The sequence below is a fragment of the Bacillus cereus group sp. MG1 genome, from assembly GCF_040460035.1.
GTDB classification, from domain to species: domain Bacteria; phylum Bacillota; class Bacilli; order Bacillales; family Bacillaceae_G; genus Bacillus_A; species Bacillus_A cereus.
This window is the reverse complement of the sequence record NZ_JARVGY010000001.1, coordinates 1,094,887-1,120,614: the sequence shown is the minus strand read 5'-3', so window position 1 is coordinate 1,120,614 and position 25,728 is coordinate 1,094,887. Positions and strand designations below refer to the sequence as shown.

Genomic DNA, 25,728 nt, shown 5'->3' with positions numbered 1-25,728 from the left:
TTGGTAGAGATACCAATTGAAAAACCCTTTTAATTGCTGGGACCCCCTAGTGTAAATTTATCTGTATTATTATTGATGAATATATGCATTCAGGTTATTCTCTAACTATCAATAGATGGAAAGGAGAATAGCTGATAGGGCAATCAGCAGCGAAGCCTTTATCTAGCGATAACATGTACGGAAGTATCAGACATCGAAAACTGTATAAACAGTGGTGGGTGCGATACGTAGATAAAGGAACGTTCAACGACTATCCCAATGGCGGTGAAATTCCGCAAGAGGAGTAGGGCCAAGCGGTGGGTGAGAATCCCTTAAATCGAAATGGAGGGCTACCTGAGAAGGTAGATGATATAGTCTCTTCTTACAGGAAACTGTAAGCTGTATAAACGGCATAGGAGTAGCGAACTTATGTGAAGGTAAAGGATGAGTCAATTCACGGCGTATTCGTCGGTATTTTAGCACAACAAATCTTCGCAGAACTTTCTGTAGAAGAGCAACAAGAAGTGCAAAAAGAAACACAAGAGTTATTAATGGAACTATATGAAATTGAAATGGCCTATACAGAAGAAATTTACACTTCTATCGGTCTTGTAGAAGATGTAAATCGTTTCGTTCGTTACAATGCAAATAAAGGGCTTATGAACTTAGGACTTGAGCCGAAGTTTGAAGAAGAAGAAATTAACCCAATCGTTTTAAATGGTTTACGTACAGATACGAAAAACCATGATTTCTTCTCTGTAAAAGGAAATGGTTACGTAAAAGCAACGAACGTTGAAAAGTTAGCTGACGATGACTTCGTGTTTAACTTTTAATATAGGATTATAAGGAAAAGCTGTCTTATTGATTGATAAGACAGCTTTTCTTTATAATTTTGTTTACATAACACTATTATTTTTGTATAGCGATTTATATTTGGGAAGTTCTATTCGGTTAACGGATAGAACTTTTTTGTAATTAAATGGGTATTTACAAACCTTTTGTATCAGTGTATTATTTAACTAGTACACCGATACAAAAGGAGGGAAGAAATGAAAATAGAGTTTTCTCCAAATACACCAATTTACATTCAGGTAATGGAATGCATAAAAAAAGAGATCGTAACAGGACATTTATTGCCTGGTGATAAAATTCCCTCTGTCCGTGAATTAGCGAGTGAATTACAAGTGAATCCAAATACGATTCAGCGTACATTTCAAGAGCTAGAACGGGATGGAGTTGTTGTCACACGTAGAGGAATGGGACGGTATGTAACGAATGAAGGGGAGAAAATTATGGAGCTGCGAAAAGAGATGGCGAAAGAATTACTTCATTCTTTTATAGATGGAATGGACAATTTAGGTTTTTCAGAAGAAGAAATTCTTACAATTCTTCGTTCTTCATTACATGATAAGAGGGAGGAGAGCCAATGACAGAGCTATTGAAAATAGAAAACTTATGGAAGAGATACGGATTAAAAGCAGTGATCCGTGAATTAAACATAGAGATTACGGAAGGGAAAATCGTTGGGCTTGTTGGAGATAACGGGAGCGGGAAAACGACGTTATTGAAAATGATTGCAGGCTTGCAACACCCTTCTGAAGGTAGTATTACAATAGACGGTAAAAAGGTAGGATTACAGACGAAAGAAATCGTTTCATTTATGTCCGATAAGCCAGTCTTTGATGATTGGATGACTGTAAAAGATGCTTTATTTTTTTACCGAGATTTTTATAAAGACTTCGATATTCAAAAAGCGGTAGATACGATTGCAGAATTTAAAATACCGTTAGAAGAAAAAATTACAGCATTGTCAAAAGGTATGATAGAGAAGCTGCAAATCATTTTAACATTTTCTCGAAAAGCGAAGCTATACGTACTGGATGAGCCGTTGGGCGGGATAGATCCTCTTTCTAGAGAACATGTATTGGATTTAATTCTACAGTTCTATAGGGAAGATTGTACGATATTAATTTCCACTCACTTAATAAATGAAATTGAAAATATTTTTGATGAAGTGATCTTTTTAAAAGATGGAGAAATGGTTCTATATGAAAATGTAGAAGAAATTCGTTTTCAGAGAGGAAAAGCAGTTCATGAATTGTTTAAGGAGGTGTTTAGTAAGTGAAGTCAGTACTTTCCTATTTATGGAATGTAAATAAGAAAAGATATATTGTTACTTTTTTATTCTTTGTGCTAATTGAAGCTGTGTTATTTTCACAAATGATTGTAAGAAAAAGTGATGCGGCTATCAGTAGACAAGAGGGTATATTTGGAATCATTATGATTATATTTTTCTTTTATATTGTTTATATGTTTATACAAACAATGAAATCATATTCACGCTTACTAACTAATCCAATGTTACGACTTACAGCAATATCTGGGAAACAATATGTAATTTCTATGCTTATTTTCTCATTTATCGCAATGGCTATATGGTATGGGATATGTGGAATTCTTTTCTACGTAAGTTATGTATTAGCTTTTCCTACGACTTCTGTATATGTAGAGGCAAAAGAGATTATGCAAGTAGGCATAATTAATAATTTAATATATACGATAAGCGATTTATTTGAGTTTTTGTTTAGTGTGTTACAAATCATATTAGTAATTACTCTAGTTAAGTTACTTACCAAAAAGAAAAAGGCGCAAAATATACTGATCGTTATTATTTTTCTAGTAATAAATATAGCGATTACTTTAGCGACAACCTTGCTAGGAAAATTAGCTCCAGCTTTCCAAGTATTGCGAAGAGTAGAATATCATAGTGAAAGCAAGAGTCTGTTTATTAATATGTTTCAAGAAAATGGATTTAACATTTTTAATATAAGTTTCATGGTAATGGTTAGTGCTCTAATAATATATGTAATTGCTTATATTATCGATAAAAAACTAGAAGTCTAAAGGAGGAATCAGCATTGGGAAACGTAGTAGTAAAGTTAGAGAATGTTCGAAAAAGGATTGGTGGAACGGAAATTATTCGTGGTTTATCATTTGAGGTTCGTGAAGGAGAAGTATACGGATTCCTTGGGCCGAACGGTAGCGGTAAGACGACGACGATCCGTATGATGACAGGTCTTATTTCAATGACAGAGGGCGATATTACAATTTGTGGACATAGTATTCGCTCGGAGCGTGAAAAGGCACTAGAGCAAATTGGAGCGATTGTAGAAAATCCTGAACTATATGATTATATGACAGGAATGCAAAACTTAAAGCATTTTGCGAATATGGCCATTACACCAATTAGTAAAGAGCGCATTGCTGAGATTGTAAAGCTTGTTGAATTAGAGCATGCGATTCATAAAAAGGTGAAAACATATTCACTTGGTATGAAACAACGTTTAGGAATTGCACAGGCATTACTTCATCAGCCGAAAATCTTAATTTTAGATGAGCCGACAAATGGATTAGATCCAGCTGGTATTCGCCAAATTCGTGATTATTTACAACGTTTAGCGAAAGAAGAGAATATTGCTGTAATCGTATCAAGTCACTTATTGAGTGAAATTGAATTAATGTGTGATCGCGTTGTTATTATTAAACAAGGTGAGTTTGTACAAGAGTACAACTTACATGAAAAAGTGAAACATGATGAGGCAGTCGTTGTAGCGTTTGAAGTAGATGAAGTTCAGAAAGCAAATGAAATCATTAAAGGCAAAGCAAAAGGGAATGTAATTGTAGCATCTGTAACAAAAGACAACATTCCGCAACTTGTAAAAAAACTTGTTCATGCTGATGTGCTTGTATATGGCGTTACTGTTCAAAATAAAACTTTAGAGGATGAGTTCTTAGCGATTACTGGGGGAGTGAAAGCGTAATGTTTAAATTAATTCAAAATGAATTTTTAAAGTTGCATGCGAAAAAAGGTATGTATATTTTAATTGGTGTCATTGCGGCACTCGAAATTTTAGGTACTTTAGCAATGTTGAAGTGGGGAAAAGGTGATGAGTTTAAGGGGGCATATTTAGATTATGCAAACTCAGAGATTGGCTTAATTGTTTTATTTACAACGATTTTTGGGATTACACTTGCTGCCCGTACTCTTACTGATGAGTTCCAAAAAGGTACAATTAAACAATTGTTAATCCGTCCAAGAAAAAGACTTGCAGTTTTATTTTCTAAATATATTACAGTGTTATTAGCAATGTTATTTATCGTATTAGCTGGTATGCTAATTGCAATGATTATTGGCGGTATTGTAATGGATGGTAGTAAAACAGAATTAACGTTAGGAATCGTAATGAAGTCAACTTTATATCAACTACTTTCACCGTTCTTTTTTGCAACACTTGCATTTTTCCTAGCAAATGTCTTTAGAAAATCTGTATTACCATTAATTATTACGATGTTCCTATTCTTCTTACAAGGTGCAATTAATATGGTATTAATAATGTTTGCAAAAGGTGTAGCGAAGTTTGTAGTATTCAACCATTTGGATTTAAGAGCTTACGATAGTAATAAATTAATCAATGGTGGAATGGAACCAACATTTACAGAATTTACGTTTACAACTTCATTATTACTTGTAGTTGCATACTTTGTTGTGTTACTTGTAGCATCAAGTGCATTATTCCAAAAACGTGACGTATTATAATAAAAGAAATCCCCGCTTGTAAAAACGGGGATTTTTATTACATAAAATTCACTTAGATTGCAACAAGTATGCAATTTTTCGGTGGAGAAGAAAGTGGTACAATCTCAATTACTGAATTACAAGCGCAAAGTAATTTATGGATTGGTATTGGTCTTACAGTTGTTGGATTACTTTGGTTAATTCCTTATGTTTGGAAACAATGGCGTACAGTAAAAGAAGTTGGCGTGCCACGAGTACGTTTTATAAATGAGCAAAAAGTAGTGAGTTCATCACAAGAAAATGAAGTGTATAGTCAAGTGATCGTAACCGATAGATTGATGGCCATAGAGTTACCAGATGAGGCTGTAAATAAGCTTCGGTTAGAAGAAAATGATTATGTAACAGTATCTGTAGAAGAAGATAAAATCGTTATAAAGAAAGCACATAATAGATAATTAAAAAGTAGCTCCTTAGGAGCTACTTTTTAATTTGTAATAATTTCTACACGAAAATTATTACCGTTCTTTACATATTTAATATCTGTAACAGTGCGGACCGTCTTTAAAATTTCCACTTTTTCACCAATTCGTGGGATGGTCGGAACATTGTCCCAAATACCAAGCAAGTCATCTAATTGTGCCGTTTTTTCATAAAACCAGATTTTCAATGTAAAGCCCCTTTCTCGAACTTTATGTATTTTAATACATAATATATTATTTTTATTCTTATTGTAAGGGGTTTTTTTATATTTTATGAATAAAAATAAATTAATCTTCTGGGAAGATATGTTCAATATCAGGAGTAAGAGATACTTCTGATAATACGATATGAGAAACGGTCGTTGCATATGAAGAAACGTCATTGATAAATTCTTCCAGTTCAACGAGTGAAGGAACAGAAATTTTTACAATGTAGCATAAGCTTCCTGTTACTCGGTAACAAAAACTTGCAGATGGATAAGATTGAATAAACTGTTGCATACGTGTTGTATCACCATTTTTTAAAGTGATTTCTAAAATACAATCTAAAACGAGTCCTGCTTTTTTATAATCAATATCGATTGTGTATTTTTGAATAACACCTTCGCTTTCGAGCTTACGAACACGTTCTGAAGTAGATGGAGCAGATAAGTTTACTCGTTTCGCCAATTCACGCATCGAAAGGCGACTATCATTATATAATTCATTTAAAATTTTTCGATCAACACGGTCTAATTGCATTTGTAAATATACCTCCAGTAAAATAATGATTTTTGTAAAGGGAAAATATAAATTAAGATTCATATGAAATGTAAAGTGAACGTTATTTATTTTACAATAAAACAGAAGGAAATAGGAGGGGAAATGATGGAGAGAATTTCATTATCAAATGTAGGAGATACAAAGTTTCAAAAGTTATTAGGGCATAATTCGGATATATTACATTCGTGGAGTACGTTAGAAGATACACTGTACAATAAAGGAACTCTTTCAGCAGAGTTGAAGGAGCAAGTGAGAAGAACATTAGCGTATGGGAATGAATGTCCGTACTGTATGGCAAAAGGAAGACCTGATGATATGCAAAAGGCAGAGGAGATTGGTGTAGCCGTTACTTTTGCGCATACATTTGTTCATGACCGAAAAGCAATAGATGATACTATGTTTCACGTATTAAAACAATATTGGACAGAAAAAGAAATTGTAGAGCTTTGCGCCTATGTTTGCTTTATTACTGCGTCACAACAACTTGGTTTTCTATTTCAATTACAGCCAAATTAAGGGGGAAATGATGACAAATCAAATAGCACTTATCATAATCGATGTACAAAAGGCATTTCAATTACCAGATTGGGGCGAGAGAAATAATATTTTTGCTGAAGAAAACATGAGAATTTTGTTAGAAGAATGGAGAAAAAGGAAACGACCAGTTTTTCATATTCAGCATGTAAATAAAGAAAATGCTCAGTCAATGTTTTATGAGAGAGCGGAAACGGTAAACTTTAAAGAAGAAGTGCAACCACTACTTGGTGAAGTGGTTATTCAGAAATTCGTTAACAGCGCGTTCATTGGGACAAATTTAGAAGAGCAATTAAGAAAGAACAAATGTAATGCAGTAGTGGTTGTAGGATTAACGACAAATCATTGCGTGGAAACTACAACACGAATGGCAGGGAATTTAGGATTTACAACATATTTAGTGAGTGATGCAACGGCTACTTTTAACCGTAAAGGTTTAGATGGTAAGGAGTATAGTGCAGAAGATATTCACAATATGACACTTGTAAATTTACATGAAGAGTTTGCTACGATTGTGACGACAAAAGAAGTATTAAAATTATTTTAAGAAAATAATTGCAAATTATGTAGAAAAAAATAAGAATATTTCGTATAATCTAAGTACAATCATTTTGAAAATAGGGGTGGCATCATATGGAGCAAATTTCAGTAAAGAAATTAGAAGAGGTACTTGTTGTAGCAGGGGATGATAAACAGAAGCAAAAGGAATTTTATGAATTGCTCTTATCTACTGAGTTTTATGTTGCTGGTTCACTAGAAGCAGAGGACGGGGCAACAGAGGGAATACTTCGTTTGCGTCATTTCCAAGGAGAAGGTAGATGGATCGTTCCGTTCTTTACACAAATGGAATTTGTAAAAGATGTGTTGCCAGAAGGAACGCCCCTTATTACGATACGTGGGAAAGAGTTATTTGGTAGCATTGAGAAAGATGCTACAGCTGTATTAAATGTTGGTACTGATATAAGTAAAACATTTATTCCAGAAGAAATTGCAGATATCTCATCTGGACGAATTTTTAATTATTATAAGTAAAAGGAAAAGCGTAATCGCTTTTCCTTTTTAATTTGAATATGGAGTGGCTATACCGGAAGAAATAGAGACTGTTTTATTATTCGTGTTTATTGTCGCTGTAGCTCCAAGTGGAATACCGATGTTTGGACTTATATGTCCAATTGGTAAACCGAATAGGACCGGTATATGATATGGTGCGAAATATTCATATAATATTGCTTGCAATGATTGAGATGGCTTTGAAGGAGTGCAGTCGTGACAACTTGTGAAAATAACGCCCCTACATTCATTAAACTTTCCAGATAAAAGTAGCTGATTTAACATACGGTCAATGCGGTACGGTTCTTCACCAATGTCTTCAAGTAATAAAAGTGTATTGTCCGTATTTATCTCGTAGGGCGAGCCAATTATACTTGTTAACACAGCTAAATTTCCTCCAACTAACGTACCTGTAACTGTACTGTGAGAGCTAGATACGATACATTCTGATGCAGATAAAATGGTTGAATACGGATGGAATAGCTGATTGAAAGAGGATAAAGATAGGGAATCAATACCTTTTCCTAGTTCTTCAATCATCGGACCATGAAATGTTATAAGCTTTGCATAACGTGAAACAGCAGTATGTAAAGCTGTAATATCGCTATATCCCCAAAAGATTTTAGGGTTTTGCCGAATGATTTCATATTGAATGTGAGGGAGGAGACGAGCACTTCCGTAACCACCTCGTGCACAGAAAACGGCCTTCACTTCATTATTTGTAAATGCTTCATGTATATCGTCAAGCCGAACTTGATCACTTCCGGCTAAAAATCCATATTTCTCGTAAACGCTCTTCCCGATTATTACGGATAACCCCATCTCTTGTAATACATTCACACCTTGTAATACATTTTCGATTGTAGGTGGACCAGATGGTGCAATGATCATTACTGTATCACCTTGTTTTAATGCATTTGGATAAATCATTAAGCTCAGCCTCCTTCTCTTTCAATATATTCGCTTCATATGAAGTTCAACCCTTGCAAAAGCAGGGGAAAGCTTATCAAATAAAGAAGATATAAAGGAAATAGGAGGGGAAATGATGTTTACAAGTCGAGTAACAGACATATTAAAAATTGAGTATCCCGTTGTTCAAGCCGGTATGGCAGGCGCGATTACGACGCCAGAACTTGTTGCAGCAGTAAGTAATAGCGGAGGATTAGGGACGCTTGGAGCGGGCTATATGAGCCCAGAACAAATTCGTGAAGCGATTTATAGAATAAGAGAACTAACAGATAAGCCTTTCAGTGTTAATTTACTTGTAACGAAAGAGATACAAATAGAAGAAGAGAAGGTAAATGAGGCGAAAGTATTACTAAGTGGAGTAAATAGAGAATTAGGTATAGAAGTAGAAGGGACGTTAAAACTTCCAAAAAGCTATAAGGAACAATTACAAGTGTTATTAGATGAAAAAGTACCGGTCGTTAGTTTTGCATTTCAAACGTTAGAAAAAGAAGAAATAAATGATTTAAAAAGAAGTGGAATAAAAGTTATCGGAACAGCTACCCATGTGAAGGAAGCGAAAGTACTTGCCGAGTTAGGAGTAGATATTATTGTCGGGCAAGGAAGCGAAGCCGGAGGGCATAGAGGAACGTTTATTGGGAAAGAACGAGATGCTATGATCGGTACTTTTGCGTTAATACCTCAGTTAGTAGGGGCTATTCCGCATATCCCAATTGTCGCAGCAGGTGGTGTAATGAACGGACAAGGGCTTGTTGCGGCATTGGCACTAGGAGCAGAAGGTGTTCAAATGGGATCGGCCTTTTTAACAAGTGAAGAGAGTATTACGCACGATGTGTATAAAGAAGCGGTTTTACATAGTACAGATACGAGCACAACTGTAACTCGTGCGTTTTCTGGGAAATATGCGCGGGGTATTCGGAATGAATTTATAGAGAGACATGAAGGAAAAGAAGAAGGGCTGCCGATGTATCCAGTGCAAAACGTATTAACTTCTAAAATACGCCAAGAGGCAGCGAAGCAAAATAAGGAAGAATATATGTCACTTTGGGCAGGACAGGCAGCATCATTAGCTCGAATCGAATCAGCTCAGCATGTAGTGGAGCGAGTTATGAAAGAAGCAGAGAATGCAATCGAACAATTACAAAATATATACAAAAAGACCACTTGAGTAATTCAAGCGGTCTTTTCATTAGTTTGCTTTATAAAATTGTTGGATGGCTTCGTCGATGTAAACCCAGCCTTTCCAACCTAAGTGCATATGATCTTTTAAGAAGTATTTATCGTATTCATGATTTGAGAAGTCGGCAATTGGATAACCAGCTTTTTCAATTTGCTCATGAACTTTCTTATAGTATGCTTCGCGGCGTTCTTTCGGGAAGCCAGCGTAGTCGTACCAAGGACCTTTGACAGGAACAGAAATGAAGAGTGGTTTTGCACCAGATTGTTTTAATAAATCAAGTACAATTTGTAAATCTTCATATTCTGGCGATTGATCATAAGCATCATTTTTTAAGTAGCCTTCACGTTGCTTTAATTTCTTCTTGATTTTGCTATTGAAGTAACCATCTTCGATACCATATTCATTAGATCCAGATTCTGCTGCACCTGTTTGATCTGCATGTTTACGAGCTTCATCCCAGTTCATTTGTTTTAATGAAGGGTCAAGCTTTTCTTTATGCGGTTTAATATTAAACATAGCTGTAAATAAATCTTTACGATCTAAAATGTTACGGTAAATATAAGCGAAAGGTTTAGCAGCAAGTGCTTTTACTTTATACTTCGTATCATCATAAGCGATGCCTTCAAGCGAGATTTTTAATAAAGTTTCTTTTTTTACAATCTCAAAGTTTAATAAACGCTTTGCAATTTGTTTTTTCATTTCAGGTTTTAAATCATTGTTGAAAATGAAGTGGTAACCTTGTTGTTTTGAAAAGTTAGGTGCAAAGTGCGTTTCATCAATACCTTGTGGTACAAACCATTGCGGAGAAAGAACGAATACCATTTTCTTATCTTTCAATTGATCCATTGTAGATGCGAAGTTTAACACATGTACAAGGTCTTGTGTTCCGCCGCGTCCAAGAAGGAATGGCGTAAATCCTTCAGGCTTTACTTTAAAATAATTAGATGGATGGAAAGCATCCATACGTGCGAATTCCGATGAACCGTACATCGGAAGATATTTTGGATCTGCTAACATCTTTTGCTGTAAAATCATACTTTGAATTTTTTCTTCTTTTAAAGAAGTAGCAGCTTGTTCTACTTTTTCATCACTTAAAAGTGGAAGTAGGAAGCGCGTTGGAATAAGTAAGAATACAGCAAAAAGGGCCAATGCTAAAAGCATCGGACCAAATTTTGCTTTGTTCATCGGATTTCTTCCAACTTTTTAATAACCATGTTTGGTGTAGCCCACTCGTCACGGTCAAAATCAGAAATAGAAACTTCAATATCTAAACGCTCTTGGAATTCAACTAATAAAGATACTACAGCAAAAGAATCAAGAATACCTTCTTCAAATAATTGAACATCTAAGTTTTCTTTCACAATATCGTTTTCACATACTTCTTCTAAAATATCTAATACTTGCTCTTTGAATTCTGCCATTTTTAAAATCTCCTTTATATCCGAAATATATTATATGTGCAACTTCTTAATGGAATAAGAAGGGTGCATTAAAAGTATCTGTTAAGGTGTCCAGAGAAGATTAGGAAACCGAAACATACAATGTGGAACGTAATTACAATCGCAAGGATGCGTGTGAATTTATTGTTTGGCCAAAATTTATGCTTCTTGTTTTTTCGTTCGAAAATATCGAATAAAATAAACAGTGCGGCATGATATAGACCATAAATAATATACTGCGCAACAGCGCTTCCTTGGATATGCCAAATTCCCATAATGAAGAAGTTTAAAAATGCACCGATATACGAAATTGTGTAACGGTTCTTAATTAACTTTTTCTTCGTTGCAAAAAATACGAAACGCATGTAGATGAAGTCACGGAACCAGAATGATAAACTCATGTGCCAGCGGTTCCAGAAGTCTTTAATATTACGACTAAGGAATGGCTTATTAAAGTTTTCTGGCGCTTTAATTCCCATCATATAACTTACACCAATTACAAAAGAGCTATAACCAGCAAAATCAAAGAATAGATATAAGCTATAGCTATACATGTAAATCATATTTGAAAAGATTGTATCGTGTTGAGCGAATGCTGGATCCATACAATATTGCTTTATTAAGTAAGCAATAATAAATTTATACAAGAAACCTTGGAAAATACGATTTAGTCCTGTATATAGTAAATTTTGATATTCTTCAGCGCTAGGTGGCTTTTGAATATCTTTTTGGAATCTACGGTAACGATCGATAGGTCCTGTTGAAATCGCAGGGAAAAATAAAACGAATTCCCAGAAGTTAAAGAAAGAAAGCTCTTTAATTAAACCATCACGAACTTCAAATACCATTTGAACTGCTCTGAATGTTACGTAAGATATACCTAGAAAAACAACAAGTTTTAACTCAGGTAGTAACGATGCAAATGGTGCGATTTTTGCCAAAATAAGAGGCAAAATCGATAAAATAACAGCTATGCAAAATGTGAATGTACTATTATTTTTTTTTCTTAAAATTAAATAGCCTTTAATTAGGGCATATTGCCAAATAATAAATGCGGCTAACATCATTGCTTGCTTTGGTTTATCTGAGAAGATAATAGCAAGCATGATTAATGTTAAAACGGCATTATATTTACGCAACATTTTACCTTTTAATCCAGCTATGATAGTAGGTATTAATAAAATGCCCACTATAGCGAAAAAATAAAATGATCCATATGCGGTCATGCTGTAACCTCACTCAATAATTTTTTGCGATCTACCTTTCCATTTGGTGTCATTGGAATAGAAGATTGATACATGAATTTACGTGGAATCATGTAGTTTGGTAATCGCTCATTGAGTTCTTTTTTGATTGCAGATGTTAATTTGAATTCTTTTTCAAACGAATGCTCCCCAGGAACAACAACCGCTAATAAATAATCGTATTTCTCACCTTTTTTAATTGGAACGATAACTGCTCCTTCTACGTAAGAACACGCACGAAGGTGATGCTCAATTTCTTCTAATTCCATTCGATAACCATGCAACTTAATTTGGAAATCAAGACGACCATTATAGAATAGAAGACCATTTTCAACATAGCCAGCATCGCCTGTTTTATAGGCGCGCTCACCGTCAATCATAGTAAATGCTTTTTCTGTTAATTCAGGGCTTCCTAAATATCCAACGCTTACGCTTGGACCGACAATTACGATTTCACCTTTTTCACCATCAGGTGCAATCGTGCCATCTTCTTTCATAATAAGAAGGCGACAGTCTGATTTACAATAGCCAACTGGAAGTGATTTGTATTGATTAAGCACTTCTTCTGTAACGTGAATACCTGTTACAGCGACAGTAGCTTCTGTTGGACCGTAAGTATTCATAATTGTTGCTTTTGGGAAACGCTCAATTAATTTTCTAGCCACTTCATTTGGTAACACTTCACCGCAGAATAAGAATGTTTTCATGTTCGGTAGCATACTTTCAGAGAAGGATGCTTCCATTAAACACATTTCAGCGAAAGAAGGTGTCGAAGTCCATACTTGAATATCCGATTGCTCTAAAGAAGCAAACAAGTCTTTTGGACGCGCAATCATATCTTTATCGATTGCCCAAAGTGTACCACCTGTTACTAATGATGGGTAAATATCCATTACAGATAAATCGAATGAGAAAGGTGCTTGATTTAAGAATACTTGCCCTGTTTGTAAGTTGAAATCTTCTACAGCCCATTTTGTAAAGCTAACAAGGCAGTTATAAGTAATCTGAACCCCTTTCGGATTACCTGTGCTTCCTGATGTGTAAATAATGTAGAAGTTCTCATCACCTTTTACCGCATGTTCAGGATTTGGAGTGTTCCCTTTATGAGTAAAGAAAATATCTTTTAAGTTGTCTTCACTTACGATGCGAACTGGTAAATCAGTTACAGTTACTGCTGTTGCCGATAAAAGTAATTTCGCACCAGAATTTTCAGCAATACGTTGTACACGATCAGCTGGGATAGATAAATCTACAGGAATGTAAGCATGTCCAGCTTTTACACATCCTAAAAAGTTAACAATCATTTCAGGTTGCATATGGCCATACACCATAATTGGTGAACGATCGTCTGGATACTCAGAAGAAATCCAATGTGCTAACGCATCAGAATCTTCCTTTAATTGTTTGTACGTAATTTTCGCATCTCGCCAAACAAAAGCGGTTTGATCAGGCGTTTCTGCAGCCCACTTTTCAATTTGTTCTAATAACTTCATAACGTTCCCACCCTAGAATTCATTGTAAATAAATGTACTTGTGTTTGTATCATGGAATCCATACAACCAAAGTAATGCAAATAAAATTGCAAGATAATAAACCGTCTTTGCAACCCATTGTGTGAGTGGTCGAGACCATATCTCTTTTAATCTTTCCATGTCTTTCCCTCTCTTAATGAAATAATAGCTCTTTGTAGGTATCATGTCCTACATTATTGTGAAAAAAACAAAATCCCACATTTTAGGTAAAAATAAGTCAAAAGGCTCTTTTTTGATATTAGCACTAAATACTAAAAAAGAAAATCCCTAACTTAGCAATTATATTACATTCAGCATGAATTTGTAATGGGTTTGACATGTAAATAGAAAGTGGATTGTGTGAATACATAAAAGTGGACTATAAGAATACGTAAAAATACAGTATTTGTTTTTATTAATCATTCAAGACGGAGTAAACTTTTAAATTTCTAGTTCTTTTGAAAAGGAGGAAATTATCATGAATAGAGTGTGGAAGAATCTAATTTCGGAAGAAAATATCGTGAAATGGAGAAGGCACTTCCATAAGTATCCGGAATTATCATTTCATGAAAAAGAAACTTCGCAATTTATATATGATACATTATGCTCATTTTCTTCTTTTGAAGTAACGAGACCGACGAAGTATAGTGTACTAGCAATTAAAAGAGGTGTGAAGCAAGGGAAAGTAATTGCGATTCGAGCTGATATAGATGCTTTGCCAATTCAAGAGGAGACAAGTAAATCTTATACATCTGTGAATAAAGGAATGATGCATGCATGTGGGCACGATGCTCACACAGCTATTTTATTAAGCACAGCAGAGGTGCTATCAAATATAAAGGAAGATTTTGCAGGTGAGATTCGTCTATTCTTTCAGCACGCAGAAGAGGTGTATCCCGGTGGGGGACAAGAAATGGTTGAGGCAGGTGTAATGGACGGTGTTGATTATGTAATAGGTTTACATGTTATGTCTGGATTAGAAAGCGGAAAGATAGGAATTGTGTATGGGCCGATGATGGCGGCACCAGACGTATTTACAGTTGAAATTCAAGGCAAAGGAGGACATGCGGCGCGACCAGAAGAAACGATAGACCCTATTGCTATCGGAGCACAGATTATTACAAATTTACAACATATCGTATCAAGAAATACGAGTGCTTTTATGCAAAGGGTTATTTCAGTTACACAATTTCATGGGGGAACGGCTGACAATATTATTCCTAGTACAGCAACTTTAATGGGAACCGTTCGTTCATTTAATCAAGCATTGAGGGTGGAAGCAGAAGGGAAAATCGAGAAAATTGTGAAAGGAATTACAGAAGCACATGGAGGATCGTATACATATACGTATCGATATGGATATGATCCGGTTATTAATGATGAATATATTACGAAAATAGTAGAAGAAAGTGCACTACATTTGTTTGGGAATGAGCGTGTTGTGAAGCTTGAACCTTCTATGGGTGGGGAAGATTTTTCAGCATATTTAAGAAAAGCACCCGGTTGTTTCATTAAATTAGGAACAGGTAATGAAAATATATATACTTGTTATCCACATCATCATCCGAAATTTGACGTGGATGAATCAGCATTAATTTGTGGAGTGGAGCTATTTTTAGAGACGACTATAAGATTACTAAAATCATAGAAAAACAAAAAAAGGCAACTGCACTCTATTGCAGTTGCTTTTATTTCTTTCCGTCAGAGAGGGCTGAGAAAGAACTATGCTCATTCATAGTATATGAATAGCTAACGGACAAGCTTGTACATTTTAATCATTTTTTTAAAAATAGTTGTTGACACTGATAATCAATGTCAATTAATCTAAAAGTAGTTGAAATTGATAATTATTATCAATAGGATGGATGCGACATGTTAATGAGAAAAAATTTTCACCTTCTGCGGAGGGGATTAAAATAAAAATAAAGATAAAGATGTTGATCAGCATATGGAATGGCAAAGAAATGTAATTCGGTCTGAATATGTAGATGAGAAGAAGAGCATTCAAACAGAAAAAGAGATACAAAGTAAAGGGAGAGGTTCAGTTGAGTAAGTTAGTAATGATTTTTGCAAGTATGAGTGGAAATACAGAGGAAATGGCTGACCACATTGCCGGCGTAATTCGTGAAACAGAAAATGAAATTGAAGTTATTGATATTATGGATTCACCAGAAGCTTCTATATTAGAACAGTATGATGGAATTATTTTAGGTGCATATACTTGGGGAGATGGTGATCTTCCTGATGATTTCTTAGATTTTTATGATGCAATGGATTCTATTGATTTAACTGGGAAAAAAGCGGCAGTATTCGGATCGTGTGATTCAGCTTATCCGAAATACGGAGTGGCAGTTGACATTTTAATAGAAAAGCTACAAGAGCGCGGGGCAGCAGTTGTGTTAGAAGGACTAAAAGTAGAATTAACGCCAGAAGATGAAGATGTAGAAAAATGTTTACAGTTTGGAGCTGAATTTGTAAAACACCTTTCTTAATGGCAGAAGGGAGATGAAGAGCAAGTGCATGAGAAAATCTCAATCAAAACGATGACAGATTATCATTTGTATGATTTTATGCGTTGTCCGCATAAATTTTATTTTCGTCATATAAAAAGAAGAGAACCTTCTTCATTTGAATGGCAACAAATAGCACAAATGATTGTCAATCAAATTATTAACGAGTATTACACGCTACCTGCGGGTCAACAAACGAAAATTGTACTTTTAATATTAATAGAAAAGTATTGGAAAAAAGTAAGGATTAATATGTTTGCTTCGAAGACGGAGTACTATATTGTATTAGCTAAGCTAACGGATCACTTATTACAGTTTGTTGAAAAGGATGATAGTCAGACACCACCATTGTTTTTATACGAGAAGTTTCAAACATATATGGAAGAGTTAGGTGTCCACATGTCATTGACATTTGAAGTTGGTGAGTGGAGTGCTGGGTCGTTTGTAATTAAAAAGTATGTCGTCGATGCGGATGAGGAAATGCTTGCTCTTTGTCAGAAGCTAATGACAGTATTTAGTTATAAAGCTTTCGGCGTTCTTCCAGGAAAGATTGAAGTTATTAATTTAATAGAAGGAACTAAGTATGAGTACATTCCAAAACAGGAAGATATTATAACTGGAATGGCTGATTTATCTAGAATGAAAGAAATGTTGCAACAACCTGAGCATTATACAGAGCGTCATTTTCGTTCTGAGTGTATAAGTTGTGCATTTCGTAGTGAATGCCAAGGGGAAGAAGTAAAGAAAGAAGCGGAGCAGAAGAAAAATATCGTACATTAAAGGATGCAACTTTGCATCCTTTTTTGTTGTTGACATGAAAAGCTTTTCATCATTTACCGTATATTTATAGCAGATTTTAATAAAGTGAATCTTTAATCAGTGGGGGTTTTGTCAATCCCCCACTGATTATCAGCCCTCATTAATCGGGCTACCCGCGAATAGCAGGATAAAGGGAGGAATAATCAATGAAAGATGAAACGAAAGTATTTCAATGGTTAAAAGAACAAAATGCTCCTTTTGAAATTCAACTGCAAATTTTACAGGCATTTCAATTGTATAAAGTCATTGTTGAAATGGATAAAAAGTTAATGTTGTATGAGGAGAGAGTATATAGGGAGAGAATGTAATCTCATCCCTGTAATATCGTTTTTAGCTGTTCTGTGCCTGTAATGAATTCGAGTTTATTCTCTGACTCAAAGTTATAAATAATATTATGTAGTAAAGGACTGTATTGATAGAAGATAGTAATGCGATGAATGAGTAATGGATCATGATGAGAAATAAGTGTACTGTACTGTTCATATACAGATGTAGTAAACTCATGTCCGAAATCATAATATAGTCCTGCAAAATCAAAAGCAGGATCGCCAATTTGCGCATCACCAAAATCGATAACACCTGAAATACTTTTGTTATGCTTGTTAAATAAAATGTGATGATGAGTAAAATCAGTGTGAATGATTGTGTTTTGAAAAGTGGATATAGCTAAACATGCAAAGAAATTTTCAAATAAGCGATTTAAGGCTAGTTTCTGTAATGAAGTAAGGCTAGTAGTGAGATATTGGTTTAATTTTGTTTGTAGCTCTTTCCAGTAGGTACATGTTTTTTCAATAGGGAAACATAGCGTTGTAACTTGGTGTAAAGGAATGCTATGTAGTACCGCAAGGAAAGTAGCTAATTGTGTAATAATTGCTTTCAGCTCTGGATCCTCCAGCGTGGCAACTGTGTCTGTTTTTAATGGTTCACCATGAATGAGAGTATAGTAACTACAAAGAGGAACCTCATCAGATTCATTTTTATAAATTAGGTGATATTGTGGAACTTCGATTTCTTGTAGTGATTGAGTGAGAATTGCGCATAGTTCTTTTTCTAACGGAATTCGCATCGCATATTCCTGTTTTCGCGGGAAACGAAACAATAGCTCATCATTTACTATAACTGCTACATTATCCCATCCTTCTTCATTTTGTTTATATGAATGTATAGAAAGATTAGGCAAAGCTTCTTTTATATAATGTTTGTAAGAGTCCATAATTGTTCCTCGTTTCTAAGTTAAGTTATTCCACTTTATGATATCAGAATTTTCTTTCTATATGTTAAAATATAGCTATCATTATTAAGAAGGGCGGGAGTATTACGAAAAAAAGACTGTTAATCAGTTCTCTATGTATCGCTTTTATATTGTTATGGTCATATAAAGAGGAGGTTTTTGCTACCTTTAAACCGATTGATCAGTACGAGTTAAATAAGGAGTTAAAGAACAAAAGTATAGAAAATTTAACTCATAATGAAATGAAAAAGGTAGGAGAGCATTTTGTGACCGAGCAACTATCAGTGTTTGGGTCTACTAATAAAGAAGATGTGAAACGAAAAGGTGAAGAACTATTTTTAAATAGAGGGTATGAACAATTAATGGGAAATTATTATCCAAATCGTTTTCGAGATTTAGAGTATAAATTTACAAACGAGGAGATACGTGAAGAGACCGATGAGAGTTTTCTTTATCAAGCTGTAGCGTACGTTGCGGGTACTGAAAATGGTAAGAGAAGCGAAATGAAATTGAATTATGAAGTGAAAATTGTAAAGGTTAATAATATATTTATGGTGCTAGAACAAAAGCAGCGCGTACAATAAAGGAAATTCATTGCTCAATAGAACATTTTGGAGTGTGTACTACTTAATCCGGAATAAAAAGGCCCTCAAGGAATAAAGGGCCTTTAAAGATTTTCATTTTGTTGACCAAGTTCTTTTTGAGCAATATATAAATTTCCTTGCTCGACTTGTTTAAGGGTATGAACAGAATCTCCTGCATATCCTTTTTGTGTTTTAACAGTTCTTTTTGAACGATTGGAATCTTGTTTCTTCATAATAATAGGCCACCTTTCATCAAAAATAAACGAAAATGATAAGTATGAGTAATACAGCAGCGAAAATGGTAATGCCCATTAAAAACGAAGTGTTTTTATATTTAGGTGGCTTATGTACATCTTGCCGATATCCAGGTGAAATTTCAGGGGCAAATTCTTCATCGAATGATTGCTTTTTTTCTTTGTCGTCCATATGTACCCACCTTTCTTTTTCATTATATTATACGTTACAAGAAAAAATATGCATAAAGAAAACAGCCGCTTTATTATTAGCGGCTGTTTTGTGTTGTATATTTTCGTTGTACTTGAAAGAGACGGATAAGTAGGAAGGCAGCGCCAAATGCTAGACCGATAATAAGACCGATCCAATAGCCTTTTGCGGCCCATTCTGTATACGTTGCTAATATATAACCTAGTGGTAGACCTATTATCCAATAAGCAATTAAAGTCATAATTAGAGCGACATTTACATCTTTATAACCACGCAGAGCTCCTTGTACAGGGGTTGCAATTGCATCTGAAATTTGAAATAAAATCGCAAAGATAAGAAATTCTTTTGCTAAATGATGAACTTTTGCATCTGTCGTATAAATAGAAGCAATTTGATCATCAAAGAAGTAGAGAAGAATCGAATATAATAAAGCAAAGGTAAGGGCTAATCCAATTCCAATCAGTCCGTATTGTTTTGCATTATCGAAACGTTTTGCACCAACTTCGAATCCGACCGCAATAGTCATTGCCATTGCTAAACTTAGCGGAGTCATATATAACAAGGAAGCAAAGTTCATAGCTGCTTGGTGAGCTGCAATAGTTGTCGTACTAAAATTACTCATCATAAGCGTTACCGCAGCGAAAATACTCGTTTCAAAAAAGATAGCAAATCCGATAGGGACGCCAAGCTTTAAGAATGCTGTCCAACTCGAAAGAGAAGGGCGGTATAATTGTTTGAAAATGTTGAAAGAGGCAAAAGGCTCTTTCGTCTGAATAATAATGACTGTAATAATTAAAATGCACCAATATGTTGCAGTGGAAGCAATTGCCGCTCCAACACCACCAAGTTTTGGGAAACCGAAGTTACCAAAGATTAATAAGTAATTTAATATTACGTTAATTGGTAATGATAGTAATGTAATAATCATCGTTGTTCGAGTTTTTCCTAATGCATCAATAAATCCACGTAAAACCGTGTAAGTGAATAAAGGTATAATTCCTATTGCGATAATACTTAAAAATTGAGCTGCAATACGTTCCACAGGTTCTTCTAAGCGCATGCCGTTTAAAATAGGTGAAACGACGAAGAAACCGATGAGGATAACAACGAAACTAGCACAAATTGCTAAATAAACTGCTTGTATGACAACGTGGGGAACGTCCTCTTTTTTCTTGGATCCAACGAGCTGTGCAACAATGGGAGTCGTGGCCATTAAAATTCCTGTTAACCCAGTACTAACTGGAATCCATATACTTGTTCCAATTGCGACACCTGCTAAATCAGTTGGGCTTGCATGTCCTGACATTGTTGTATCGAAAAAGCTCATCGCAAATAATGACATTTGCGTTACGAAAATCGGAAAAAATAGTAATACAAATTGCTTTAACTTTTGTGAGAATGAAGTAGTTTCTTTCATAAAATCCCCTTTCCGTATAAAAAAACAAACTCTTACTATCATACAATTTAATCAAAGATTAGAAAAGAAATACGCGCCTACAACATATGAAGCCAATAAAAAAAGGATGCACTTTGAAAAGGGATAAGGTATTATGATAAGGTGTGAAAAAATTACATATTATTTGTTATTAAGGAGGCACTACTTGTGGCTGATTGGTTAATTGGTTTAATCATGGGTGCTGTTGAAGGGTTAACAGAGTTTCTACCAGTATCATCAACAGGACATATGATTTTAACAGGACATTTAATTGGATTTGACGATGAGAGAGCGAAAGTTTTTGAAGTTGTAATCCAATTGGGATCGATTTTAGCGGTTGTAGTTGTATTTTGGAAACGATTATGGTCGTTAGTTGGAATTGGGAAAGTAAAAGAAGGGCCATCGTTAAATTTATTACATATTATTATTGGGATGATTCCTGCCGGGGTACTCGGTGTATTATTCCATAGTGCAATTAAAAAGGTTTTATTTGGTCCAGGACCAGTTGTCATTAGTTTAGTAGCTGGTGGTATTTTAATGATTGTTGCTGAGAAGTTTTCAAAACCAAGTACAGCAAGAACGTTAGATGAAATCACATATAAGCAAGCATTTACAATTGGAATGTTCCAATGTTTAGCACTTTGGCCAGGATTTTCTCGTTCTGGTTCTACAATAAGTGGTGGTTTATTAGCTCGCGTGTCGCATACAGCGGCAGCTGAATATACGTTCATTTTAGCAGTACCGATGATGGTAGCTGCAACTGGATTAGATTTAATTAAAAGCTGGGATGTATTAAGCTCGGCAGATGTAACGCTATTTGCAACAGGATTTGTAACTGCATTCGTTGTTGCGATGCTTGCAATTGTCTCATTCTTAAAATTATTATCTCGTGTAAAACTAACACCGTTCGCTTATTATCGTTTCATTTTAGCTGCGGTATTCTATTTCTTCATTATGTAAAATAAAAACCTGCCGAGCTCGGCAGGTTTTTATTTTACTAATTTTTCTATCATGTTTTCCATTACATGTTCCCAAAGAGAAGTATCATCAGCTAATGTAGCACGGAAATTAGCATACATTTCTTTTTGTTTTTCTTCGAATGTTGGATCTTCTTTTTCAGGTAATGTAGCGCGCATTGAAGTTACTAATTCTTGTACTTTTGGAGCGCGTGGTCCAAAGACGGCTTGTTCATTTCCATCTTTATCAATGAAAATAAAGATTGGAATAGCACGTGCTGTTCCATTTGTTAAATATTGATCCATTAATTCTAAGTTTTCATCGCGAATTAATAAACGCATATCAATATTTGCAACTTCAGAAATTCGTTTCATAACAGGTACGCATAAAAGAGCATCGCCACACCAATCAGCAGTTAATACGATAACACGCCAGCCATCATTTTGACGTTCTTCTAATACAGGAAGTAATTCATTTGGAATTAAAAAATTATTGTAAATGTGTAGTAGCTCGTATTGGTTTACTTGCATTTCATTCACATATGTATCAAAGGACATACCTTTATCAGCCCATTGTTGTAAGTTCATAATTAACACCTCTTTAGTAAGATTTGCTTTCATTGTACCAATTTTTATATAGAAAAGCTTGTATTCTTACTCTTTCTTGTCACTTAATAATTATTATTTTATCTTTTTGGCTGAGATTTGAGAACCTCTCCTCCTCACGCATTAAAATCCCCCTTTTTCTGGAAGTTGACTTCATTTTATCATGAAATACATATTAAAAAACTACGAATTATGGGAAAATAAGATGACAAAAAGTAAGATTTAATGTAAAATTATTAATAAGGTTTTTATTTAACTAAATGAAATAAAAGGAGCTGTCAATGTTGTCTCAAAATCGAGAGCAATTAATGGAAGAACTATCGACAAATGTGTTTGCTATGTTTCGCACGTTGCGTAATGATATCGGAAAAATATTCGGTGGTTACATACCGTGGAATGAATTCATCGTTCTGAGAATATTAAATCGTACGAATAAAGAAATGGTATCGCGTGTAGCAAATGAATTAAATGTGTCGAATAGTCATATTACAGCTGTTACAGAAAAATTAATTAATAAAGGTTTTGTAACTCGTTCACGTTCTACATCAGATCGCCGAGTTGTGTATTTAGAGATTACAGAACAAGGGAAAGATTTAGTTGCGAAAATGGAAGATGCGAAAAAACAATATTTACAAGAAAGATTCTCTGCACTTTCAGAAGATGAAATGAATGTAATGATTTCAATTTCCAAAAAACTTATTTAAGTGATTATAAATAAGAAAACGCTTACGTGATAAAATAGAAGGTCTTCCTTATAGATGGGAGATCTTCTTTCGTGTGTAATAGATGTTAATAAATAAAATGTGTATGAAAAAAGATAGAGCGCCATACTACTAATACAAGGAAGGAGGGAGAAATATGACGAATCGTAACGGTAGTAAAGGGAGCGGTAATCAAGGATCACCAAAGTCCGGCCAGTTTAATCAGGAATTTAGCACTGAATTTGAAACTGGTAATGATAATAAAGGGAAAGAATATCGTTCTAAAAAAGGGAGTAAATCAAAAAAGGAGTGAATTAATTCACTCTTTTTTGATTTAAGATGCTGCCGATTGATCCGTATTATATTTTTCTTCTGATTTTGCGACAATCATTGCGCAAATTGCATCGCCAGAAATGTTTACAGCTGTTCTAGACATATCTAGAATACGGTCAATACCGATAATTAAAGCGATACCTTTTACTGGTAGATTTACTTGATTTAAAACCATTGTAAGCATTACAAGTCCAACACCAGGTACACCAGCAGTACCGATACTAGCTAGTACAGCAGTTAATACGACCATAGCTAATTGCGGTAATGTAAGTTCAACTCCGTATACTTGAGCGATAAATACAGTGGCTACTCCTTGCATAATGGCAGTACCATCCATATTAATAGTTGCCCCTAGTGGTTGTACAAATGAGCTTATCGCTTTTGGAACGCCAAGCTTATCTTGTGCTGTTTTCATTGCAAATGGAAGCGATGCATTAGAGCTAGATGTACTAAATCCAATTGCCATTACTGGCCCGAAATGTTTAAAGAAACGAACAATACTTTCTTTTGCTAATATCTTTAATAAGCCACCATATACAAAGACCCCGTGAATAATGAGTACTAACATAACGACAATCATATACTTGAACATCGCAGCGACGCCTGCAAGCCCCATTTTACCAACGGATGAAGCGAGCAAACCGAATGTTCCAATTGGGGCTAATTTCATAACGAGATTAACAAGATACATCATTAATTCGTTGCCCTGTTCAAGTAATGAATGGATACCTTGAACTCGTTTTCCTAAAATAGCTATACCGAGTCCAATCAATATGGCAAAGGCAATGATTTGTAACATGTTTCCGTCAGCCATCGCTTTTGCTGGGTTATCTGGTACGATATTTAGCAATGTGTCAACGAAAGATGTTTCAGTTTTTGCACCTTCATACTTAAGACCTTCTGTTTTAAAATTACCGCCAGCTCCTGGTTTTATAATAAGTGCAAATGTAACCGCTATAGAGATGGCAACCGCAGTTGTTACGAGAAAGAATGAAATTGATTTTAAACCGATTCTTCCAAGTTGTTTCGGATCTCCAAGGCCGGCAGCACCAAGTACGATAGAAATGAACACAACAGGAACAACTAGCATTTTAATAAGTCGAATAAACAATTGACCAATTGGGTTGAACACATATTGATTTAGTGGCTCAAAGATAGATGGAGCAGCTAAATTTAGAGTGAGTCCAACAACTAGACCTAGAAATAATGCGATTAAGATTGCTTTTGTTTGTTTCAATAAAATCCCCCCTTTTGTTTTTGTGAAATTTCTTTCTAAAGTAATTATACCGAGAAAATCCCTAATTTAACAATATTTTCTGAATTTTTTGGTTTTTAGGTGTAGATAGACTGATTTTGTGTTTGGAAAATAAAATAGACCATCACATAGGATGGTCTAGGGAAGGGGACAATTTATGTCAATTTAATTAGGGATGGAAGTTGCTTTAAGACACTGGGGAATGTCTTATAAATTAGGGAGGAACAACTTCAATACATATACTATAAAAGGTAGGTGTGACTCTCATGTGAACATAGGGTGAAAGAGAGAGGGAGTTTTAAATAAAAGATAGAAAGACAAAAAAATAAGACCATCACATAAGATGGTCAAGGAAGGGGACAATTTATGTCAATTTAATTAGGGATGGAAGCTGTTCAAAGACACTGGGGAATGTCTTATAAATTAGGGAGGAACAACTTCGATACATATACTATAAAAGGTAGATGTGACCTCTGTGTGAACATAGAGTGAAAGAGAGAGGGAGTTTTAAATAAAAGATAGAAAGACAAAAAAATAAGACCATCATTTATAAGATGGTCAAGGAAGGGGACAATTTATGTCAATTTAATTAGGGATGGAAGTTGCTTTAAGACACTGGGGAATGTCTTATAAATTAGGGAGGAACAACTTCGATACATATACTATAAAAGATAGATGTGACCTCTGTGTGAATATAGAGTGAAAGAGAGAGGGAGTTTTAAATAAAATGAAAATTTAATGAGTGTTTTTTGTTCATCCCCTGTTGATTATTAGCCTTAACCAATCGGGCGTTTATTGCCCACAAATAGCGGAATAAAAGATAAAGCAAACAAAAAATAAGACCATCATTTATAAGATGGTCAATGGAAGGGGACAATTTATGTCAATTTAATTAGGGATGGAAGCTATTCAAAGACACTGGGGAATGTCTTATAAATTAGGGAGGAACAGCTTCGATACATATACTATAAAAGGTGGATGTGACCTCTATGTGAACATAGAGTGAAAGATATGGGGATTTGAAAGATAGTACATATGAAATTGTTATTGCTAGCAATATAGAATTAGGATATAGAGTTTTCCAGCATAAAACGAAAAGGAATCTGAATATAAATAAAAGTTGTAATCTATGAA

At 34.8% G+C, this 25,728-nt stretch carries 31 protein-coding genes and 4 pseudogenes; 21 read left to right on the top strand and 14 right to left on the bottom strand.

The genetic code is table 11. The features are described from left to right. Positions 1 to 185: 185 nt before the first annotated feature. The 8 genes and pseudogenes from QCI79_RS05695 to QCI79_RS05660 form a co-directional block, all read left to right on the top strand. Positions 186 to 287 (top strand): annotated as a pseudogene (locus QCI79_RS05695) (nuclease); the annotation flags it as partial. A gap of 129 nt (positions 288 to 416) precedes the next feature. Further along, a pseudogene (locus QCI79_RS05690) lies at positions 417 to 812 on the top strand (ribonucleotide-diphosphate reductase subunit beta); the annotation flags it as partial. A 216-nt stretch (positions 813 to 1,028) separates the two neighbouring features. Beyond that, the gene (locus QCI79_RS05685; RefSeq protein ID WP_000687508.1) at positions 1,029 to 1,409 is read left to right on the top strand and encodes a GntR family transcriptional regulator; all 381 of its coding nucleotides are present in this window, start codon (positions 1,029 to 1,031) and stop codon (positions 1,407 to 1,409) included. Further along, a complete protein-coding gene (locus QCI79_RS05680; protein ID WP_000137747.1) occupies positions 1,406 to 2,104 on the top strand; it encodes an ABC transporter ATP-binding protein in 699 nt (232 codons plus the stop codon). Before QCI79_RS05685 ends, QCI79_RS05680 begins: the two co-directional genes overlap by 4 nt. Further along, the gene (locus QCI79_RS05675) at positions 2,101 to 2,883 is read left to right on the top strand and encodes a hypothetical protein (RefSeq protein ID WP_000843921.1); all 783 of its coding nucleotides are present in this window, start codon (positions 2,101 to 2,103) and stop codon (positions 2,881 to 2,883) included. The genes QCI79_RS05680 and QCI79_RS05675 overlap by 4 nt, the downstream gene beginning before the upstream one ends. Before the next feature lie 14 nt (positions 2,884 to 2,897). Further along, entirely contained in the window at positions 2,898 to 3,800 is a 903-nt protein-coding gene (locus QCI79_RS05670) for an ABC transporter ATP-binding protein (protein ID WP_000528820.1), read from the top strand. Then, entirely contained in the window at positions 3,800 to 4,576 is a 777-nt protein-coding gene (locus QCI79_RS05665) for an ABC transporter permease (RefSeq protein ID WP_000475423.1), read from the top strand. Before QCI79_RS05670 ends, QCI79_RS05665 begins: the two co-directional genes overlap by 1 nt. A gap of 56 nt (positions 4,577 to 4,632) precedes the next feature. Beyond that, a pseudogene (locus QCI79_RS05660) lies at positions 4,633 to 5,010 on the top strand (AbrB/MazE/SpoVT family DNA-binding domain-containing protein); the annotation flags it as partial. Between the two features lie 29 nt (positions 5,011 to 5,039). Here QCI79_RS05660 and QCI79_RS05655 read toward each other — a convergent pair. Continuing rightward, entirely contained in the window at positions 5,040 to 5,222 is a 183-nt protein-coding gene (locus QCI79_RS05655; RefSeq protein ID WP_000707107.1) for a DUF3913 family protein, read from the bottom strand. Positions 5,223 to 5,322: 100 nt separating this feature from the next. Continuing rightward, positions 5,323 to 5,775, bottom strand: a complete 453-nt coding sequence (locus tag QCI79_RS05650) for an Lrp/AsnC family transcriptional regulator (RefSeq protein WP_001175505.1) — start codon at positions 5,773 to 5,775, stop codon at positions 5,323 to 5,325. Between the two features lie 126 nt (positions 5,776 to 5,901). On the opposite strand from QCI79_RS05650, the gene QCI79_RS05645 reads away from it, so the two are divergent. The 3 genes from QCI79_RS05645 (at position 5,902) to QCI79_RS05635 (ending at position 7,362) form a co-directional block, all read left to right on the top strand. Beyond that, a complete protein-coding gene (locus QCI79_RS05645; protein WP_000439753.1) occupies positions 5,902 to 6,312 on the top strand; it encodes a carboxymuconolactone decarboxylase family protein in 411 nt (136 codons plus the stop codon). Between the two features lie 10 nt (positions 6,313 to 6,322). Continuing rightward, positions 6,323 to 6,877, top strand: coding sequence for a cysteine hydrolase family protein (locus QCI79_RS05640; RefSeq protein ID WP_000184437.1), 555 nt, complete (start codon positions 6,323 to 6,325; stop codon positions 6,875 to 6,877). 86 nt (positions 6,878 to 6,963) lie between these two features. Further along, positions 6,964 to 7,362 (top strand): SseB family protein, encoded by a 399-nt coding sequence (locus tag QCI79_RS05635; protein ID WP_000435266.1) that lies wholly within the window; start codon positions 6,964 to 6,966, stop codon positions 7,360 to 7,362. Positions 7,363 to 7,389: 27 nt separating this feature from the next. Here QCI79_RS05635 and QCI79_RS05630 read toward each other — a convergent pair whose 3' ends face one another. Continuing rightward, entirely contained in the window at positions 7,390 to 8,310 is a 921-nt protein-coding gene (locus QCI79_RS05630; protein ID WP_000640075.1) for a S66 peptidase family protein, read from the bottom strand. Positions 8,311 to 8,425: 115 nt separating this feature from the next. On the opposite strand from QCI79_RS05630, the gene QCI79_RS05625 reads away from it, so the two are divergent. After that, a complete protein-coding gene (locus QCI79_RS05625; RefSeq protein WP_000495286.1) occupies positions 8,426 to 9,514 on the top strand; it encodes an NAD(P)H-dependent flavin oxidoreductase in 1,089 nt (362 codons plus the stop codon). A gap of 21 nt (positions 9,515 to 9,535) precedes the next feature. On the opposite strand, the gene dltD is transcribed toward QCI79_RS05625, so the two are convergent. The 5 genes from dltD to QCI79_RS05600 all read right to left on the bottom strand — a co-directional run bounded on the left by dltD (position 9,536) and on the right by QCI79_RS05600 (position 13,861). Then, positions 9,536 to 10,711, bottom strand: a complete 1,176-nt coding sequence (gene dltD / locus QCI79_RS05620; protein WP_001030266.1) for a D-alanyl-lipoteichoic acid biosynthesis protein DltD — start codon at positions 10,709 to 10,711, stop codon at positions 9,536 to 9,538. Continuing rightward, positions 10,708 to 10,947 (bottom strand): D-alanine--poly(phosphoribitol) ligase subunit DltC, encoded by a 240-nt coding sequence (gene dltC, locus QCI79_RS05615; protein WP_000807310.1) that lies wholly within the window; start codon positions 10,945 to 10,947, stop codon positions 10,708 to 10,710. Before dltC ends, dltD begins: the two co-directional genes overlap by 4 nt. Before the next feature lie 68 nt (positions 10,948 to 11,015). Beyond that, complete coding sequence (dltB, locus tag QCI79_RS05610) at positions 11,016 to 12,191, bottom strand: D-alanyl-lipoteichoic acid biosynthesis protein DltB (RefSeq protein ID WP_021728338.1); 1,176 nt, start codon at positions 12,189 to 12,191, stop codon at positions 11,016 to 11,018. Beyond that, positions 12,188 to 13,702 carry a D-alanine--poly(phosphoribitol) ligase subunit DltA gene (dltA, locus tag QCI79_RS05605; protein WP_000770512.1) on the bottom strand — a complete coding sequence of 505 codons (1,515 nt, stop codon included), beginning with the start codon at positions 13,700 to 13,702 and terminating at the stop codon, positions 12,188 to 12,190. Before dltA ends, dltB begins: the two co-directional genes overlap by 4 nt. Positions 13,703 to 13,714: 12 nt before the next feature. Next, on the bottom strand, positions 13,715 to 13,861 hold the full coding sequence (locus QCI79_RS05600; RefSeq protein WP_000440293.1) for a teichoic acid D-Ala incorporation-associated protein DltX: 147 nt from the start codon (positions 13,859 to 13,861) through the stop codon (positions 13,715 to 13,717). Positions 13,862 to 14,198: 337 nt separating this feature from the next. Between QCI79_RS05600 and amaA the strand changes: the two genes are divergently transcribed. The 5 genes and pseudogenes from amaA to QCI79_RS05575 all read left to right on the top strand — a co-directional run bounded on the left by amaA (position 14,199) and on the right by QCI79_RS05575 (position 17,357). Continuing rightward, positions 14,199 to 15,368, top strand: a complete 1,170-nt coding sequence (gene amaA / locus QCI79_RS05595) for an N-acyl-aliphatic-L-amino acid amidohydrolase (protein WP_001082787.1) — start codon at positions 14,199 to 14,201, stop codon at positions 15,366 to 15,368. Positions 15,369 to 15,592: 224 nt separating this feature from the next. After that, positions 15,593 to 15,773 (top strand): annotated as a pseudogene (locus QCI79_RS05590) (hypothetical protein). After that, positions 15,766 to 16,212, top strand: coding sequence for a flavodoxin (locus QCI79_RS05585; protein ID WP_000041153.1), 447 nt, complete (start codon positions 15,766 to 15,768; stop codon positions 16,210 to 16,212). Before QCI79_RS05590 ends, QCI79_RS05585 begins: the two are co-directional and overlap by 8 nt. A gap of 24 nt (positions 16,213 to 16,236) precedes the next feature. Beyond that, the gene (locus tag QCI79_RS05580) at positions 16,237 to 17,010 is read left to right on the top strand and encodes a hypothetical protein (RefSeq protein ID WP_000544577.1); all 774 of its coding nucleotides are present in this window, start codon (positions 16,237 to 16,239) and stop codon (positions 17,008 to 17,010) included. A gap of 185 nt (positions 17,011 to 17,195) precedes the next feature. Further along, on the top strand, positions 17,196 to 17,357 hold the full coding sequence (locus tag QCI79_RS05575) for a hypothetical protein (protein WP_000651084.1): 162 nt from the start codon (positions 17,196 to 17,198) through the stop codon (positions 17,355 to 17,357). Positions 17,358 to 17,359: 2 nt separating this feature from the next. On the opposite strand, the gene QCI79_RS05570 is transcribed toward QCI79_RS05575, so the two are convergent. Beyond that, positions 17,360 to 18,262 carry an aminoglycoside phosphotransferase family protein gene (locus tag QCI79_RS05570; RefSeq protein WP_000378980.1) on the bottom strand — a complete coding sequence of 301 codons (903 nt, stop codon included), beginning with the start codon at positions 18,260 to 18,262 and terminating at the stop codon, positions 17,360 to 17,362. 83 nt (positions 18,263 to 18,345) lie between these two features. Between QCI79_RS05570 and QCI79_RS05565 the strand changes: the two genes are divergently transcribed. Continuing rightward, the gene (locus QCI79_RS05565; RefSeq protein WP_000715262.1) at positions 18,346 to 18,864 is read left to right on the top strand and encodes a hypothetical protein; all 519 of its coding nucleotides are present in this window, start codon (positions 18,346 to 18,348) and stop codon (positions 18,862 to 18,864) included. An 83-nt stretch (positions 18,865 to 18,947) separates the two neighbouring features. Here QCI79_RS05565 and QCI79_RS05560 read toward each other — a convergent pair whose 3' ends face one another. The 3 genes from QCI79_RS05560 to QCI79_RS05550 form a co-directional block, all read right to left on the bottom strand. Continuing rightward, positions 18,948 to 19,097 carry a hypothetical protein gene (locus QCI79_RS05560; RefSeq protein ID WP_000743742.1) on the bottom strand — a complete coding sequence of 50 codons (150 nt, stop codon included), beginning with the start codon at positions 19,095 to 19,097 and terminating at the stop codon, positions 18,948 to 18,950. 19 nt (positions 19,098 to 19,116) lie between these two features. Beyond that, positions 19,117 to 19,290 (bottom strand): hypothetical protein, encoded by a 174-nt coding sequence (locus tag QCI79_RS05555; protein WP_000341062.1) that lies wholly within the window; start codon positions 19,288 to 19,290, stop codon positions 19,117 to 19,119. 76 nt (positions 19,291 to 19,366) lie between these two features. Beyond that, positions 19,367 to 20,725, bottom strand: a complete 1,359-nt coding sequence (locus QCI79_RS05550; protein WP_000665551.1) for an MATE family efflux transporter — start codon at positions 20,723 to 20,725, stop codon at positions 19,367 to 19,369. Between the two features lie 186 nt (positions 20,726 to 20,911). On the opposite strand from QCI79_RS05550, the gene uppP reads away from it, so the two are divergent. Next, positions 20,912 to 21,703 (top strand): bacitracin resistance undecaprenyl-diphosphatase, encoded by a 792-nt coding sequence (gene uppP, locus QCI79_RS05545; RefSeq protein ID WP_000796258.1) that lies wholly within the window; start codon positions 20,912 to 20,914, stop codon positions 21,701 to 21,703. A gap of 29 nt (positions 21,704 to 21,732) precedes the next feature. On the opposite strand, the gene QCI79_RS05540 is transcribed toward uppP, so the two are convergent. After that, complete coding sequence (locus QCI79_RS05540; protein ID WP_001999429.1) at positions 21,733 to 22,320, bottom strand: thioredoxin family protein; 588 nt, start codon at positions 22,318 to 22,320, stop codon at positions 21,733 to 21,735. Between the two features lie 269 nt (positions 22,321 to 22,589). On the opposite strand from QCI79_RS05540, the gene QCI79_RS05535 reads away from it, so the two are divergent. Then, positions 22,590 to 23,009 (top strand): MarR family winged helix-turn-helix transcriptional regulator, encoded by a 420-nt coding sequence (locus QCI79_RS05535; protein WP_000081432.1) that lies wholly within the window; start codon positions 22,590 to 22,592, stop codon positions 23,007 to 23,009. Between the two features lie 154 nt (positions 23,010 to 23,163). Then, complete coding sequence (locus tag QCI79_RS05530) at positions 23,164 to 23,319, top strand: hypothetical protein (protein ID WP_000184928.1); 156 nt, start codon at positions 23,164 to 23,166, stop codon at positions 23,317 to 23,319. 21 nt (positions 23,320 to 23,340) lie between these two features. Here QCI79_RS05530 and QCI79_RS05525 read toward each other — a convergent pair whose 3' ends face one another. Then, the gene (locus tag QCI79_RS05525) at positions 23,341 to 24,576 is read right to left on the bottom strand and encodes a dicarboxylate/amino acid:cation symporter (RefSeq protein WP_021728341.1); all 1,236 of its coding nucleotides are present in this window, start codon (positions 24,574 to 24,576) and stop codon (positions 23,341 to 23,343) included. Positions 24,577 to 25,728 lie beyond the last annotated feature (1,152 nt).